General features: G+C 70.4%; 13 protein-coding genes and 1 riboswitch. Of the genes, 6 read left to right on the top strand and 7 right to left on the bottom strand.

All coding sequences use genetic code 11. The features are described 5' to 3' along the window. Nucleotides 1-176: 176 nt before the first annotated feature. The 5 genes from JJ683_RS07120 to ctaE form a co-directional block, all read right to left on the bottom strand. Nucleotides 177-1,739 carry a 3-hydroxyacyl-CoA dehydrogenase NAD-binding domain-containing protein gene (locus JJ683_RS07120; RefSeq protein ID WP_200172580.1) on the bottom strand — a complete coding sequence of 521 codons (1,563 nt, stop codon included), beginning with the start codon at nt 1,737-1,739 and terminating at the stop codon, nt 177-179. 304 nt (nt 1,740-2,043) lie between these two features. Beyond that, the gene (gene qcrB / locus JJ683_RS07115) at nt 2,044-3,663 is read right to left on the bottom strand and encodes a cytochrome bc1 complex cytochrome b subunit (protein ID WP_200172578.1); all 1,620 of its coding nucleotides are present in this window, start codon (nt 3,661-3,663) and stop codon (nt 2,044-2,046) included. Continuing rightward, nucleotides 3,660-4,820 (bottom strand): cytochrome bc1 complex Rieske iron-sulfur subunit, encoded by a 1,161-nt coding sequence (gene qcrA / locus JJ683_RS07110; protein WP_200172576.1) that lies wholly within the window; start codon nt 4,818-4,820, stop codon nt 3,660-3,662. The genes qcrB and qcrA overlap by 4 nt, the downstream gene beginning before the upstream one ends. Then, nucleotides 4,817-5,716, bottom strand: coding sequence for a cytochrome bc1 complex diheme cytochrome c subunit (gene qcrC, locus JJ683_RS07105; RefSeq protein ID WP_200172574.1), 900 nt, complete (start codon nt 5,714-5,716; stop codon nt 4,817-4,819). The genes qcrA and qcrC overlap by 4 nt, the downstream gene beginning before the upstream one ends. Nucleotides 5,717-5,795: 79 nt before the next feature. Then, the gene (gene ctaE, locus JJ683_RS07100; protein WP_200172572.1) at nt 5,796-6,407 is read right to left on the bottom strand and encodes an aa3-type cytochrome oxidase subunit III; all 612 of its coding nucleotides are present in this window, start codon (nt 6,405-6,407) and stop codon (nt 5,796-5,798) included. Nucleotides 6,408-6,606: 199 nt separating this feature from the next. Here ctaE and JJ683_RS07095 point away from each other — a divergent pair, with 199 nt between their 5' ends. Together JJ683_RS07095 and trpD are read left to right on the top strand one after the other, a co-directional pair. Next, nucleotides 6,607-7,059, top strand: a complete 453-nt coding sequence (locus tag JJ683_RS07095) for a hypothetical protein (protein WP_200172570.1) — start codon at nt 6,607-6,609, stop codon at nt 7,057-7,059. A gap of 215 nt (nt 7,060-7,274) precedes the next feature. Further along, the gene (gene trpD, locus JJ683_RS07090; protein ID WP_200172568.1) at nt 7,275-8,369 is read left to right on the top strand and encodes an anthranilate phosphoribosyltransferase; all 1,095 of its coding nucleotides are present in this window, start codon (nt 7,275-7,277) and stop codon (nt 8,367-8,369) included. 44 nt (nt 8,370-8,413) lie between these two features. On the opposite strand, the gene JJ683_RS07085 is transcribed toward trpD, so the two are convergent. Together JJ683_RS07085 and JJ683_RS07080 are read right to left on the bottom strand one after the other, a co-directional pair. After that, nucleotides 8,414-8,689, bottom strand: a complete 276-nt coding sequence (locus tag JJ683_RS07085; RefSeq protein ID WP_200172566.1) for an Lrp/AsnC family transcriptional regulator — start codon at nt 8,687-8,689, stop codon at nt 8,414-8,416. 69 nt (nt 8,690-8,758) lie between these two features. Further along, nucleotides 8,759-10,531 (bottom strand): DEDD exonuclease domain-containing protein, encoded by a 1,773-nt coding sequence (locus JJ683_RS07080; protein WP_200172564.1) that lies wholly within the window; start codon nt 10,529-10,531, stop codon nt 8,759-8,761. Between the two features lie 359 nt (nt 10,532-10,890). Continuing rightward, nucleotides 10,891-11,043, top strand: a riboswitch (cyclic di-AMP (ydaO/yuaA leader). Between the two features lie 15 nt (nt 11,044-11,058). Here JJ683_RS07080 and JJ683_RS07075 point away from each other — a divergent pair. The 4 genes from JJ683_RS07075 to JJ683_RS07060 all read left to right on the top strand — a co-directional run bounded on the left by JJ683_RS07075 (nt 11,059) and on the right by JJ683_RS07060 (nt 15,725). Continuing rightward, nucleotides 11,059-11,730, top strand: coding sequence for a C40 family peptidase (locus JJ683_RS07075; protein ID WP_200172562.1), 672 nt, complete (start codon nt 11,059-11,061; stop codon nt 11,728-11,730). A gap of 265 nt (nt 11,731-11,995) precedes the next feature. Further along, a complete protein-coding gene (locus tag JJ683_RS07070; protein WP_200172561.1) occupies nt 11,996-13,123 on the top strand; it encodes a C40 family peptidase in 1,128 nt (375 codons plus the stop codon). Nucleotides 13,124-13,129: 6 nt separating this feature from the next. Further along, nucleotides 13,130-14,539: a hypothetical protein gene (locus tag JJ683_RS07065; protein ID WP_200172559.1), complete on the top strand. Its 1,410-nt coding sequence runs from the start codon at nt 13,130-13,132 to the stop codon at nt 14,537-14,539. A 61-nt stretch (nt 14,540-14,600) separates the two neighbouring features. Beyond that, entirely contained in the window at nt 14,601-15,725 is a 1,125-nt protein-coding gene (locus JJ683_RS07060) for a glycosyltransferase family 4 protein (RefSeq protein WP_200172590.1), read from the top strand. Nucleotides 15,726-15,771 lie beyond the last annotated feature (46 nt).

Genomic DNA, 15,771 nt, shown 5'->3' with positions numbered 1-15,771 from the left:
GGCGTGGGTTTATGGGTGGCGTGTCTCCGGAGGTGTCTTCGGTGGATGTCATCCCTTCCGACGGCATCGGATGCCCGCGCCATGCGCGCCATCGACGCGTCGTGCATGGCCGGTGCCGCCCCGGGGCGGCGCGATGCGTGCACGGGGAACCGACGGCCGTCGGGCCGGAAGCCGGTTCAGCCGAGCAGGTCGTGCGGACGTGCCGCCGGGTCCAGCAACGACAGCCTCAGGTCGGCGCGGGCGCGCAGCCATCCGGACGCACGGTAGCGGGGGTCTCCGGTGTAATCGAGAAGCCCGTCGAGGATCGCCAGGATGCGTTGCGGGCCGATGCTGTCACCCATGGCCAGCGGGCCAAGCGGGTAGCCCAGTCCCAGGCGTGCGCCCCGGTCGATGTCATCCGGATTGGCCAGCCCCTTCTCCGCCGCCATCGACGCGACGTTGACCATCGACGCCGCGATCCGCTGGGCCACCGGGGCGGGCCCGTCCGCCGTCACGGTGATCGCGCAGCCGAGCGACGCGAGGGCGCGCACCGCCCGGCGCCCGGCATCACGGTCGACGGTGAACGGGGCGATCACTGCGAGTCGCGCCCGGTGCCCTTCCCCCTCGCCGCCGTCGACTCTGTACCCCGCAGTGAGCAGCGGGACGCCGAGCGGATCGACGCCAATGGTGCGGCGTGGGTCCAGGCCGTGCTCGATCGCGGCGAGGTAGGCGGGACGGCCCAACGGCTGGACGACGGACACCGCGGAATCTGAGGGGCCGTCGGAGACGGTGACGCCCCGCGCGCGCAGCAGATCGGCCAGCGGGCCCCCGCCTACGATGTGCAACGGGACGGCGGTCGGGTCGGGCGCGGCGGCGTGTTCGGCCGGCACCTGCGGTACCCCGTCGGCGTAGCGGTAGAACCCCTCGCCGCTCTTCCGGCCGAGCAGGCCGGCGGAAACGCGCACCTGGGTGCTCCCGGCCGGGCGGAGCCGCTCGTCGCCGTAGAAGCCCTTCCAGATGCTCTCCAGCACGGGGTGGGACACGTCGAGCCCGGAGAGGTCCATCAACTCGAACGGGCCCATCTTCAGGTACAACATGTCGCGGACGATGCGGTCGATATCAGCCGCATCGGCGACGTCCTCGTCGAGAACTGCGAGAGCCTCCGTCGGCAGACCGCGCCCGAGAAGGTTGACGAGAAAGCCGGGGCTGTCCTTGGCCTGCACAGGCGTGTGGCCGGTGTGCTCGACGAAAGCGCGCGCGGCGGCGAGCACGTCGGGGGAGGTGCGTGTGCCCGGAACCACCTCGACGATCTTCATCAGTGGCACCGGGTTGAAGAAGTGGAGGCCGATCACGCGCGACGGGTCGGCGACGACGGACGCGATCGCGGTGATGGACAACGACGACGTGTTGGAGGCGAGGACCGCCCGGGGCAGGGCACCGGACAACGTGGCGAACAGACGCTGTTTGACGTCGAGACGCTCGACCACGGCCTCCACGACCAGGTCGATGTCGTCGGAGGGGGCGGTGGGGTCCGTCCCTGTCCGGATCCGGCCGATGGCCGCTTCGGCCTCGGCCGCGGTGGTCAGCCCCTTCGCGGCGGCGCGGTGCAGCATGCGGGACACGAAGGCCGCGCCGTCGTCGACTGCGGTGGCGGACACGTCGGTGAGCTCCACACTGCACCCGGCACCGGCGGCGAGCTGCGTGATTCCGCGGCCCATGGTGCCGGCACCGACTACTCGGATACGGGGGAACGGGGGCATCCGCACGCTTCCTCTCATCGCGGTGGTAGCGACGACCGTGGCCGCCTGTGGACAGAATATCGGCACGGGGGTGCCCAGCGGTGCGGGGACACCGGGCCGTGCGGGTATGCGTGCCGCGTTCGGCATGTCGGTGACCGCGCGGGCCCGTCCGGCGGCCGTTCGGCACGGCGATGGGGGAGGGGAGGGGTGCAATCGGCGGGGACGGTCTCGCTCGGCCCCGCCGCACCTACGACACGCGAAACGGGGCGGGCCCCGGACCGCTGTGCGATCCGGGGCCCGCCCCGTCGGTCATGGCCGCAGGGGGTCAGCCGCGGTGGCCGATTCCCTTGTCCTGTTCCTGGCGTTCGCGGAGCATGTCGAGCTGACTCTCCTCGCCTTCGTGCTCGGCGTCGTCCAGGGCCCGGGCTTCGTCCTCCGGGTCGGCGGTGAGCCAGCCGCCGCGTGCCGGGCGGCCCGCCGCACCGAGCTTGTTGAGCTTCTTCGGCAACTGGGACCCCTGGTATTCGAGCGGGATCGGGTGGCCGTGCTCGTCGACCGGTCCGAGCGGCTGGTGCACCTCGATGTACTCGCCGTGCGGCAGCCGCTTGATGTGGCCGGTCTCGATGCCATGGTCGAGCACATCCCGATCGCTGCGCTGCAGTGCCAGGCAGAACCGGTAGGTCACGAAGTACACGATCGGGGGCAGTGCCACCGCACCGATACGGCCGATCCACGTCGTCGCGTTGAGCGAGATGTCGAAGTTCAGCGCGATCACGTCGTTCATGCCCGAGAACATCAGCACCAGGTAGAACGCGAGGGACATGGTGCCGAGCGACGTGCGGACCGGGGCGTCGCGCGGACGCTGCAGCAGGTTGTGGTGCTGCGTATCCTTGGTGAGTTTCGCTTCGATCCACGGGTAGGTGAACAGCAGCGCGAACACCACGCCGAGGACCACCGCGACCCAGACCACCGCCGGCACCGTGTACGGCCCGAGGTAGAGCTCCCAGTCCGGGAAGATGCGGGCCAGACCCTCGGTGAACAGCATGTACATGTCCGGTTGCGAACCTGCCGAGATGTGCGACGGGTTGTAGGGGCCCAGGTTCCAGATGGCGTTGATCTGGAAGACGCCGCCCATGATGGCGAGGATGCCGAAAGTGACGGCGAAGAAGCCGCCCGATTTCAGGGCGAACACGGGCAGGATGCGGACGCCGACGACGTTGTTCTCCGTGCGACCGGCGCCGGGCCACTGGGTGTGCTTCTGGTACCACACGAGCGCCAGGTGCGCACCGATGAGCGCGAGCAGGATGCCCGGGATCAGCAGGATGTGCAGCACGTACATGCGCGGCACGATGATGGTGCCGGGCCAGTCGCCGCCGAACACCGCCCAGTGCAGCCAGGTGCCGATGACCGGCAGGCCCAGGATGATGCCGGAGGTGATGCGCAGGCCGGTGCCGGAGAGCAGGTCGTCCGGCAGGCCGTAGCCGAAGAAACCCTCGGCGATCGACAGCAGCAGCATGACGCAGCCGATGACCCAGTTGGCCTCGCGCGGCTTGCGGAATGCGCCGGTGAAGAAGATGCGGCACAGGTGCACGATGATCGACGCGACGAACATCAGCGCGGCCCAGTGGTGGATCTGGCGGGCGAACAGGCCGCCGCGCACCTCGAACGAGATGTTCAGGGCCGACTCGTACGCCTTGGACATCTCGATGCCGCGCAGCGGCTGGTAGACGCCGTTGTAGGTGGTCTCCGCCATCGACGGGTCGAAGAACAGAGAAAGATAGATGCCCGAGATCAGCAGGACGATGAAGCTGTAGAGGGCGATCTCACCGAGAAGGAACGACCAGTGGGTGGGGAAGACCTTGTTGATCTGTCGGCGCATGCCGGCCGATAGCCGGTAGCGCTCGTCCATGTTGTTCGCCGCCTTGGCGAGGTGTGCGTTGCTCATGACCTACGCTCCCAGAATGCCGGGCCCAGGGGCTCGATGAAGTCACCGTTGGCGACGAGGTAGCCGTCCTCGTCGATGGTGATGGGCAGCTGCGGCAGCGCGCGCGCCGCCGGCCCGAAGATCGGCTTGCACCACTGCAGAGCGTCGAACTGCGACTGGTGGCAGGGGCAGAGGATCCGGTTGGTCTGCTGCTCGTAGAGGGAGGTCGGGCAGCCCAGGTGGGTGCAGATCTTCGAGTAGGCGAAGTAGTCGCCGTAATTGAAGTTCACCTGGCCCTTGCGCTTGATCACCTTGGTGGTGTCCTCGGTGCGAAGGCGAATGAGCATCACGGGGTTGCGGCTGCCGCGCATCGCATTGAGCAGCTTCTCCTCGGACGGATGCCCGGGCGAGTCGACCAGATCCGATTCGCGGAACGGGAACACCGTCTCCATGCCGCCGGCCTCGAGGTCGGCGAGGCGGATCTTCTCGACCACGTGCGGGTCGCCGACGTCGCGGCGCAGGAAGATCTTCTCGCCCTCGAAGTGGGGGGTCCAACCGCTGGTGTGCAGCGTCCCGTCACCGAGGTTGGTCATCGGGTGCTTCTTCCACGGGTTCTTGATGAGCCCGCCGAGCGGAAGGATGGCCATAATGCCCACCGCCACGGCGCCGAAGCCGAGCGTGCCCTTGAGCATCTTGCGTCGGGCCAGACCGGTGGCCCCGTAGGAGTCTTGCAGCTGCGCAGACATCGTCTGACGGTCGACCTCGGGGGAGGGGCCGTCGTGGCGCTGCTGGATCGAGACCTCTTCGGGGATGAGCTTCTTGGTGAAGTGCACCGCGCCGATCCCGACGGCGAGGATGGCGATGCCCATCGTGCCGCCGATGAGGGGCGTGTACAGGCTGTACATGAACTCGCCCTCGTCGCCGACGCCCTTGTACTGCCACGGCCACCAGATGTAGATGCCGAAGAACGCCGCTGCGGCGAGTCCGGCGATGATGAACCAGATGGCCACGGTGCGCTCGGCGCGCTTCTCGGCCTTTGTGCCGGGGATCGGGAAGCGCTTGCGATGATATGCGACGTCGACGCCGTCGAGGTTGGTGCCGAGCTTGACCAGCTCGTCCTGGCTCATCTGCGCCAGTTCCTCGTCCGTGTAGTCGCGGTTGGTGTCGTCGTTGCTCATGAGCGGGCTCCGATCCACAGCGCGGCGCCGACGGCGGCGACGATGCCGACCGCCCAGATCACGCCCGCCTCGGCCGCGGGGCCGAATCCGCCGAGCGCGAGGCCGCCGGGCTCGTGCGCTTCGGTGGCGCCCTTGACGTAGGCGATGATGTCCTTCTTCTCGTCCGGCGTGAGCTGCCGGTCGGAGAACTTGGGCATGTTCTCCGGGCCGGTCAGCATGGCCGTGTAGATCTGCGCTTCCGGCACATTATTGAGGTCCGGCGCGTGCTTGCCGGACGAGAGCGTGCCGCCCTGACCGGTGAAGTTGTGGCAGGACGCGCAGTTCTGCCGGAACAGGTCGCCGCCGACGGCGGCATCCGACGCGCGAAGCATGTCCTCACCGCGGCCGGAGCCGCGCAGCGAGTCGCTGGCGATCTCACCGTCGGCGTTCCGCGGAACGGTCGGTCCGCCGCCGTGGGCCTGCACGAATGCACCGAGGGCGTCGATCTGCTGCTCGGAGTATTCGACCTTCTTGCGCGGCATCTGCGCGCCCAACTGCGAAGCCGGCATGCGGCCGCTGGCGACCTGGAAGTACACGGAGGCCTCGCCCACGCCGACGAGGCTGGGGCCGCGGCCGTCGACACCCTGCAGGTTGGCGCCGTGGCACGTGATGCAGGACTGGTCATAGAGCTGCTCGCCCTCGCGTACCAGCGCCGTCTGCTCCTCGTTCGCGGTCGCCACCTGCGGGGTGGGGGTCAGCGCTGCGGCGAGAAGCCCGGCGCCGGACAGTCCGCCGAGCAGCAAGGCGCCGCCCGCCGCACGGCGGCGGATCTTGCGGCTGCGCTTGGCGCGGGCCGGGTCCGGTGCCTGGGTGTCATCACCGGGCTCACCGGCGACAGGTGGGGGAGATGATTTCATCGGTATCCCTTTTGTGTATCGCGGGACGGACTGAACACAGCCTCGCGGTGTTCGTTCCCGACCGGTTGCGGGTCAAGCGCTATCGGATGATGTAGATCGTGAGGAACAGTCCGATCCAGACGATGTCGACGAAGTGCCAGTAGTACGAGACGACGATCGAAGCGGTGGCCTGAGCCGGCGTGAACTTGCTCATCTTTGTGCGGACGATGAGGAAGAGGAATGCGATCAGACCGCCGATGACGTGCAGGCCGTGGAAGCCGGTGGTGATGTAGAAGACCGAGCCGTAGGAGCTGCTGGCGAGCGTGGTTCCGTGCGCGACCATCTCCCGGAACTCGTTCGCCTGGCCGATGACGAAGATCAGGCCCATGATGAACGAGATGAAGTACCAGCGTCGCAGGCCGAACACGTCGCCCCGCTCGGCGGCGAAGACGCCCATCTGGCAGGTGAACGACGACGCCACGAGGATGATGGTGAAGACCAGGGCATACGGCAGGTTCAGCTCCGTGGGCTCCGGCGGCCACCCGCCCGTCGCCTGGGCACGCGCGACGAAGTACATCGCGAACAGGCCGGCGAAGAACATGAGCTCGCTCGAGAGCCAGACGACTGTTCCCACGCTGACCATGTTCGGTCGGTTCAGCGAGTGCACCCGTTGGCTGATGACGGATCCTGATGTCCCTACTGCGCTCGTCACAGATGGAAGTATGACCCCTCGTAGTAACTTCTGCCCAATCGGGTCCGAAATTGCCTGTCGGCAATAATTCCCAAGCATGGTGACCTGCAGTTTCGGTACCCTGGCGCGCGCAGGACGGTGTGTCTCGCCGTGTCAAGCGGGGCGGTCCGGGGCGTGACGGTGCCGGCGGGCGGTCGGCGACGACGAAGGAGGATGACAGGTGGCGGATCGCAGCGGCGTGCGCGCCTGGTGGCGCAGACGGTTCGGCGGCGCCCGCGGGGCGCCCGCGCCGGATCCGGCCGACCCGGGACTGGCGGTGGTGGCCTCGTCGGGGGACGAGGCGGAATCGTGCAGCGCCATCCTCGAGCGTGCCGCATCGACGGCGCCGGTCTGGGACAGCGTTGCGCCTGCGGTGTCCCGTCACCTCCTGCTGGTCCCCGAGGATACTGCCGAGCGGATCGTGGCCATCGGTGCGCAGACCGGTTATCAGGAGTACCCGGGTGACGTCCCGGCCTGTGCGGGTCCGCCCGGCTGGGGCGACGACCGCAAACCTGTGCAGCTGGTGCGGGTCGAACGGCTCGACTCTCTGCACCTGGCGCAGGAGCGTGCACGGATGGCAGGGCTGGCACAGCGGTTCGGTGGCACTGTTCTGGGATGGGACGCGCTGCAGTAGCCGGGCCCACCGCCGGACCGGCCGCGTACCGCGTGCCGATAGGCTTGCCTTCGCGGGAGTGCGCAGGATGCCGCCCGCGTCGTCGGTGGATATGCGGAGCCCGGGGCGTCCGTTCGGTCCTGGAGTGCCGGGCCCGGCCGGTGCACCGGGGTGGAACCCCGCCGAACGCGCAGCGGTTGCAGGCGAACGTGGGAACTCGGATGAGGCGGGTGGAGATGGATCGGGACGCACAGGTGGCCGCAAGGGCTCCGGAGCAGCGCTCGTGGCCCGGCATCCTTGGTCGAGTGGTGGACGGCGCGGAGCTCGACGCCGGCGACACCCGGTGGGCCATCGACGAGATCTTCGGCGACAATGCGACGCCCGCGCAGATCGCCGCCTTCGGCGTGGCTTTGAAGATGAAGGTGCCCACGCCCGGTGAGCTCCGGGGGCTGGCCGACGGCATGCTCGCGCATGCGCGGCTCGTCGACGGTGCGCGTGACGGCATCGACATCGTCGGCACGGGCGGCGACCGCGCGAACACGGTGAACATCTCCACGATGGCGTCGATCGTCGTTGCGGCGGCCGGCGCTCCGGTGGTCAAGCACGGCAACCGCGCGGCGTCCTCCAAGTCGGGCGGCGCGGACGTGCTCGAGGCGCTGGGCGTGACCATCGCCCTGGGTCCGGAGGGGGTCGCGCGGTGCATCCGCGAGGCGGGCATCGGCTTCTGCTTCGCGTCCCTGTACCACCCCGCGCTGCGCTTTGCGGGCCTGCCGCGCCGGCAGATCGGGATTCCGACGGTATTCAACGTCCTCGGCCCGCTCACGAACCCGGGTCGCCCACGCTCCGGTCTCATCGGCTGCGCGTTCCCGGATCTCATCGAGACGGTGGCCGGGGTGTTCGCCGAGCGCGGCCAGTCCGCACTGGTGGTGCGCGGCGACGACGGGCTCGACGAGCTCACCACCTCGACCACCTCCACCGTCTATCTGGTCGAGGACGGAATGGTGTCCAAGCAGACGCTGGACCCGCGAGCACTCGGTGTGGAGAAGGTGTCGCTGGATCTGCTCCGCGGTGGCGACGCCGAGGAGAATGCGGACGTGGCGCGCGCGGTGCTCGCCGGCGAGCCGGGGCCGGTGCGGGACGCGGTACTGCTCAACTCGGCCGCCGCGCTGGCCGCGTTCCACGGCGGCCCGGGGACGGTCACCGAGCGGATCGCGGCGCACTACGCTGCGGCCGCGCAGACCGTCGATTCCGGGGCCGCGGCGGCGCTGCTGGCGCGGTGGGTCGACGTCAGCGGGCGCGCGGCGGCCGATGAGGCCTCGTCCTCGTCCTAGCCGGGGCCGGCCGGGGCCTCGTGTCCGTGTTCACGCCACGGCCTTCACTCGCCTATCGAGAACGCCTCTTCGACGTCGGCGCTCGAGTATGAGCGGAACGCGATGTGCGTGGTGGTGCGGACGATGCCGGCGATCTTGTTGATCCGACCGGTCACCACGTCCGCGACGGCCTCGTGGTCGCGCACCTGGACCACGGCGACGATGTCGACGTCGCCCGCGCACGAGTAGACGGACTCGACGCCGGGGATGTCCGCAATGGCCTGTGCGGCCTCGGGGATCGTGGCGGGTTCCACGGCGGCCAGGACGATTGCGGTGATCATCGTTGCTCGACTCCTCTTGGTCTGTGCGGCTCGACGCCATTGTCCCCTGTGCGTCCCCGGCGACGGGGGTCACCCCGCGTAGTTCGCCGTGGCGCGGCCTTCGCGGGCCAGATGCGCCCAGTCGGCCCACCGCGCTGCACCGCGAATCGGCGTGACGAGCCCGCTGCTGGAGCGGACGATGCGCGAGCCGGGGCGGTCAATCCAGCGGGCCACGATCGACACTTCACCGCCGGTGGCGCCGCGCAGCGGGCCAGGCCCGGGCAGGACGGTCTCGGCCGCGGCGGTCACGGCGTCGACCACGGGCATGGGGGCGGCTCCCCGCGGTGCGCACCCGGCCGCGGCCAGGCGGCCCGACCGTACGACGGCGAACTGCCAGCCTGCGGAGCCGTCCGGCCTGGCGATGACCAGCTCGTCGAGCGCGGCCAGTGCACGGAGGCGCTGGCTGCGCGCGAGCGCGGATACCAGGGCATGCAGTCCGTCACGTCTGCGCGCGGCGGACTCGAACAGGCGCGAAGCCGACAGCTCGGCGATGCGTAGCCGGGCGGATTCCAGTGGCGCGTCGTCGAGGCCGCGGATGAGGGCGCGCACCGGCTCGAGGCGCGCGGCGTACTCCTCGCGTGTCTCCCCTGGGTGGCCCGCCGCGTCGCCGCCCGGGCCGCCGGGGCGCAGGGGGACCGCCGGGCATCCGCCGACCGCGCCGAGCGTGCTGCAGTCGGCCCCGTGCACCCCCGCCGCTGGGATGCGGTGAGTGCAAGTGCGGATGCCGCAGGCTTCCGCGAGCGCCTCGGCGGCCTCCGCGGCGGCGCCCCGGCTGCGGAACGGGCCGAGCGAATCCGGCCCGCAGCGCCGGCGCACGACCGCGCGCGGGAACGGCTCGTCGGAGAGGTCCACCCACCAGCTGCGCGAGGGCTGTTTGGACGCGCGGTTGTAGGGCGGCTCGTGGGCGGCGATCAGGCGCAGCTCGCGGACCTCCGCCTCGAGCCCGTGCGCGCAGGCCACATGGTCGATGCGGACGGCAAGTGCCACCATCTCCTTCATGCGGGCGCGCTTTTCCGATCCGGTGAAGTAGGTCCGCACGCGACGGTGCAGATCCACCGCGGTGCCGACGTAGAGCACCTCGTCGGACGGGCCGCGGAACAGGTAGACGCCCGGCGAGTGCGGGAGCGGGTCGGCCAGGTGGCGTTTGGTCTTCTGGGCTCTGCTCACCGGCGACATGTGCGCGAGCAGATCCGGGAAGGTGTGCACCCCCTCGCTGCCGGCGCGACCGAGCAGTCCGTGCAGGACGTCGACCGTGGCGCGGGCGTCGTCGAGGGCCCGGTGGGTGGGCTGGGTGCTGACGTCGAAGAATCGCGCGAGTGCGGAAAGCTTGGCGGACGGCGCTTCGTCACGGCCGAGTACCCGTCGCGCCAGGCGCACCGTGCACAGCACCGGGAACTGCGGCCATGCCGTCTCGGTAGCCGTCGCGGCCGCTTTGAGGAATCCGACGTCGAACTGCGCGTTGTGCGCCACGAGGACGGCGCCGCGCGCGAATTCCAGGAACGCGGGAAGCACCGCGGAGATCGCCGGTGCGCCGGTGACCATGGCATCGGAGATGCCGGTGAGCCGTGTGATGAAAGGCGGGATGGGGCGGCCGGGGTCGACTAGCGTCCCGAACTCGCCCAGCAGCTCGCCGCCGCGTACCTTCACCGCGCCGATCTCCGTCACCGCGTCCGTGCCGGCGCGCCCTCCCGTGGTTTCCAGATCGACGACGACGAACGTGGTGGCGCTGAGCGGGGCGTCCAAACGGTCCAGCCGCAGCTGTTCACCCGCCGCACCGCGGGGGGTCGTCGCTGGGTCCGTCACGGCGAACAGAGTAGGCGCGGCCTCCGACAGACCGCCGTTCCCGGTGCGTGGGACGGAATGCGACCAGCGTCACACCGGGGCATACCGGCGGCCGCATCGTCGCACCGGCGGCGCTTCGCCGATGTCGCCGATTCACTGCGGGGTGGACGCTGAGCAGGGGGTCCGCATCGAAATGCCGGGCGTCGACGGTTGCCGGGTGCCGTCGGTGCGGCCGCCGCCCGGGCCGTAGATCGCGCCGCCCGGGCGGTCCCGCGAGCCCCGATCGGAGAATCGCCGCCGCGGCGGCTGGACACAAAAGGTATCCGTTTCGTAATCTTTCCGAGACCTTGCGATGCAACGCCGTGCCGCCCGGCGCGGGGCGCAGGTCACCGCCTAGTCGATGCGGGGCATCGAATCGGGGACCCACTCGAGTTCTGGGGTGAATCCGCCGCGTGCGCAAGCACGTTCGCGGTAGGGCAGTCTTCCTAGCCCGAACCCGTCAGCTAACCCGGTCGGCGGTAAGAGGAAGAAACGGAGACACCTGGGCTGTGGCCAAACACAGGTTGAAGAAGCAGAGCGCGCTGGGCACCACCACGCGCAGTGCACTCGCCATCGGTGCCGTCTCGGCCGGCACGATCGGACTCGTTGCAGCGCCGGCCGCCGCGGACACGGTCACCGTGCAGGGCATCGGGACGTTCGACGTTCCGGAAGGCGTCACCCTGCCCGAGATCCCGACGACCGATGCGATGCTGTCGCAGGCGCCGGCCGGGTTCACGCTTCCGGAGGGCATCGACCTGCCGGAGATCCTCGTCGACCGCGGCGCCGGCGATTCGCTCGGCGACTCCTCCACGGGCGACTCCCTCGGCTCGCTGCAGGACAGTGTCGGCTCGCGCGCGCTCGCCGCCGCGGAGAGCAAGGTCGGATCGCCCTACGTCTGGGGTGCCAACGGGCCCAACGCGTTCGACTGCTCCGGTCTGATCCAGTGGTCTTATGCGCAGGCCGGCGTGCAGCTACCGCGCACCAGCTATGACCAGGCGGCCGCAGGGCACGCCGTGTCGCTCAGCGACCTGCAGCCCGGCGACATCGTCATCTACGCCGGCGGCGGCCACGCGGCCCTGTACGTGGGGGGCGGTCAGATCGTGCACGCGACCACATCGGGCGTCCCCGTGAAGTACGCAGATCTCAACGTCATGAACGCCGTGGGTGCGCGTCGCATCTGATGTCGGCTTCCCCCGGGGAGTTGGACAGTCGTCGGCGAATTTCGTAGCCTGTTCGCGACCTTGCCGTTCGGCGTTCCGGTCACGACATGCAGTCGTATCCGTCTGACCCTTGCGGCTCCGCCGCCCGGCGCGGAACAACGAGCATTCCTCGTGCTTCCGCGCCGGGCGGCCGGGGGTCGCACCTGATGACCGGCCGTGTTGTACGGCCGTGTGAACCGGACGGGGGGTAACGCGCGCGGTGGTCTCTGAACACAGCCTGCCCACGTTGCGTGGATCGGTTACTGCGCTTGCCGTGGCGGTGGTCTGCGGTTGCATCGTCGGCCAGGCCGGTGCCGATCCGCAGCCGGACCCGGCAGTCCCGGTCGTCGACGCACAGCCTGCGCCGGCCGCCCCCGCGGCGGACCGCGCGCGGAGCGCGGTGCCCGACCCCGCGGCGGCGTTCACGGTGCCGCCCGCCCCCATGGACCCTGCGGCGGCCGTCGATCAGATCATCACGCTGTCCCACGAGGCCGAGCGCGCCAACCAGGCGGTGCTGGCGCAGCAGCAGAAGGTCGACGCGGCGGAGGCCGACCAGCGTGCGGCCGAGGCGCGCAGGGACGCTGCGCAGGCCGCGGTCGATGCCGCGCAGGCGGCGGTGGACAGGTACCGCGACACCGCGGACCGAGTCGCCGCCGCCAACTACCAAGGTGTGCAGGTCAACAAGCTGTACGCGCTGATGCTGAGCAAGTCGCCGCAGCAACTGCTGGATCAGATGTCGGTGCTCGACCAGATCACCTTCGAGACCGAAAAGCGGTTGGCCGCATACAAGTCGGCCGAAGCCGAAGCGCGCGCGGCCCGTGCGGAGTCGGCGAAGGCGGCCGACGAGGCCGCGCAGGCCACGACGGCCGCCCAGGATGCACAGGCCAGACTGCGCGACAAGCAGGACTCGCTCCAGGGGCGAATCAACGAAGTGCGCGAACTGTACGGGCAGATGACGGGCGCCGCGCGCGCACAGCTCGCCGGGGCGCTCATTCCGGCCGGATTCGACATTGCCGGGATAGTCGGCGCAGGGCCGGAGTTCGCGGCACTGCAGGTGGCGCTGACCCGCATCGGCGACCCCTACGTCTGGGGCGCCACCGGCCCGCACCAGTTCGACTGCTCCGGCCTGGTCCAATGGGCCTACGCCCAGGTGGGCATCGACGTCCCGCGCACCAGCCAGCAGCAGGCGCAGGGCGGCACCCCCGTGAATCCTGCCGACATGCAGCCGGGGGACGTGGTCACCTTCTACGACGACGTCTCGCACGTGGGCATCTACGCGGGAAACGGGATGATGGTGCACGCCTCCACCTTCGGTGTGCCCGTCAAAGTCCAGACCGTCGACTCGTTCCCGATCCACAATGTCCGGCGCTACTAGAACGCTATGTCCAGCACCACCAGGGCGGAAGAGTCCAGCACCACCAGGGCGGAAGAGTCCAGCACCACCAGGGCGGAAGAGTCCAGCACCACCAGGGCGTGGGGCGCCCGCCTCGCGAAGGCCGCGGTAGCGCTGTCCGCTGCGGCGGTCGTGCTCCTCGGCGGCTGTGCCTCCGGCGACGGGCAGGAACCGCCAGGCGACGCCGCTGCGACCTCGGAGCAGCTCTCGCCCTTTCAGCGGGAGCGGCACGACAGCGTCGACGCGCTCCTCGCCTCGTGGGCGACCGCGCTGCAGGACGACGACGAGGACGCGCTCCGCGGCCTGATCGACGCGCATGCCGCGCCGGGATTCCTCGAGTCGCAGCTGGAACTTGCGCGCAATCTGGCGACTGTCGACTTCGCGGACTTCGGATTCCACATCGGCGACGACCCCGAAGTGTTCGTCCCCGCGCCGATAGCAAAGCGGCTCGGCGCGATCGATTCGTGGGGGCCGCCGGTATACCTGGACTTCCGGATCGAGGGCGTCGACGAGGCGATGATCCACACTCCCGTCGGCCTGATCACGGCGCGCCACGGAGATCACTGGACGCTCGTGAGCACGCGGGAACTCCAGGACGGGACCCACGCCACCCTGCCTGCCGGCCCGTGGGGGTACGGGCCTGTCACACAGACCCCGGTCCACATCGACGGCGCGGGCGGTTCGCTGGTCCTGAGCCACCCCGCGGACGGCGCGGAAGCGGACCGGGTGCGGGAGATGCTGCCGGGCGCCGTCGCCGCGGTATCCGACTTCTGGGGCACGCAATGGGACCGCACCATGGTCGTGGAGATCGCTGACAGCGCCGATGAGTTCTCCGGCCTCACGGGCAACCCGGCGGGCAGGACCGACGTCGCGGCGGCGACCATCTCGCTCGACTCCGACACGCCGGGGCACGGCCAGCGCATCGTCTTCGCGCCCGGTGCCCTCAGCCGGATGCCCGCCGATGACGCGCACATGGTGTTGCAGCACGAGCTCGCGCACGCCGCGGTCCGCACGCACGTGGGCCGCGGCGCACCCACATGGCTGCTCGAGGGGACCGCCGACTACGTCGCGCAGCGGCCGGTCGGCGGTGCGCCGCCGCCCGCCCCGGTGCCGCTCGTCGCCGCGATGGTCTCCGCGCACGGGGCGCCCGACGAGTTGCCGCAGAACAAGGACTTCACCGGGGCGAACGCCGCGCTCGCCTATGAGCTCGCGCGCTCGGCGGCGGACTACATCGTCGCCACCTACGGAGAGGACGGCCTGCGTGCGGTGCACAAGGCGCTCGGGGCGGGCGGACTCGACCCCGCCGCGCAGGACGAGGCGCTGAACAAGGCGATCGGCGTCACCATGAACGAGTTCGCCGGCGGCTGGTCCCAATGGCTGGGTGGGCGGTTCGGCTGACCCGCGGGGAGCGGCGCGGGGCGAATCGGCCGGATCGGCCGGTACCGCATACGGTGTGACCATGCATAGGACGTTGCTGGTGACCAACGATTTTCCGCCCCGTGCGGGCGGCATCCAGTCCTATCTGCACACGTTCGCCTCCCAACTCCCGCCCGAGTCGCTCGTAGTGTATGCGCCGCGATGGCGGGGCGATTCGCACGTGCGCTTCGATGCAGAACAGCCGTTCGAGGTGGTGCGGCACCCCACCACGTTGATGCTGCCCACGCCGTTCGTCGCCCGGCGCGCCCGGCAGCTGATCCGGTCGCACGACTGCCGGACAGTGTGGTTCGGCGCGGCCGCCCCGCTTGCGCTGCTGGGGCCCGCAATGCGGCGGGCGGGCGCCGAACGGATCGTCGCCAGTACACACGGCCACGAGGTGGGCTGGTCGATGCTGCCCGGCGCACGGCAGTCGCTGCGCCGGATCGGTGACGGCGCCGACGTCATCACCTACGTGAGCCGCTACACTCGCGGCCGGTTCGCCGCGGCCTTCGGTCCGAATGCCGCGCTGGAGCACCTGCCGCCCGGCGTGGACAGCGACGAGTTCCGCCCCGACCCGGCCGCGCGCACCGCGCTGCGACGGCGTTACCGGTTGGGCGAGCGGCCCGTCATCGTGTGCCTGTCCAGGCTGGTGCCGCGCAAGGGGCAGGACATGCTCATCCGCGCGTTGCCCCGCATCCGGGCGCGCGTGAGCGGCGCGACACTCCTCATCGTCGGCGGCGGACCGTACGCGGACACGCTGCACGCGTTGGCGCGGCGGATGGACGTCGAGGACCACGTGGTGTTCACCGGATCGGTGCCGGGCGGTGAGCTGGTGGCGCACCACAACGTGGGGGACGTCTTCGCGATGCCGTGCCGCACGCGCGGCGCGGGGCTCGACGTGGAGGGCCTGGGCATCGTCTTCCTGGAGGCGTCCGCGTGCGGTGTGCCGGTCGTGGCCGGCGACTCGGGCGGAGCTCCGGAGACCGTGCTCGACGGCGAGACCGGGCGGGTGGTCGACGGGCGCGACGTGGAGGAGATCGCCGGCGCGGTCGCGTGGGTGCTCGAAGATCCGGACCGGGCCGGTCGGATGGGGGCCGCCGGGCGTGAATGGGTGCGCGAAAACTGGCGCTGGGACGTGCTCGCGGGACGACTGCGCGCAATGCTGTGAACGGCCCGCGCGGCCCCGGCCGGATCAGGCCGGCCGCCCACGGTGC

It is taken from the genome of Tomitella cavernea, from assembly GCF_016599145.1.
GTDB lineage: Bacteria > Actinomycetota > Actinomycetes > Mycobacteriales > Mycobacteriaceae > Tomitella > Tomitella cavernae.
Note: the sequence above shows the minus strand (reverse complement) of the source record. Positions and strands in the feature narration are given on the sequence as shown.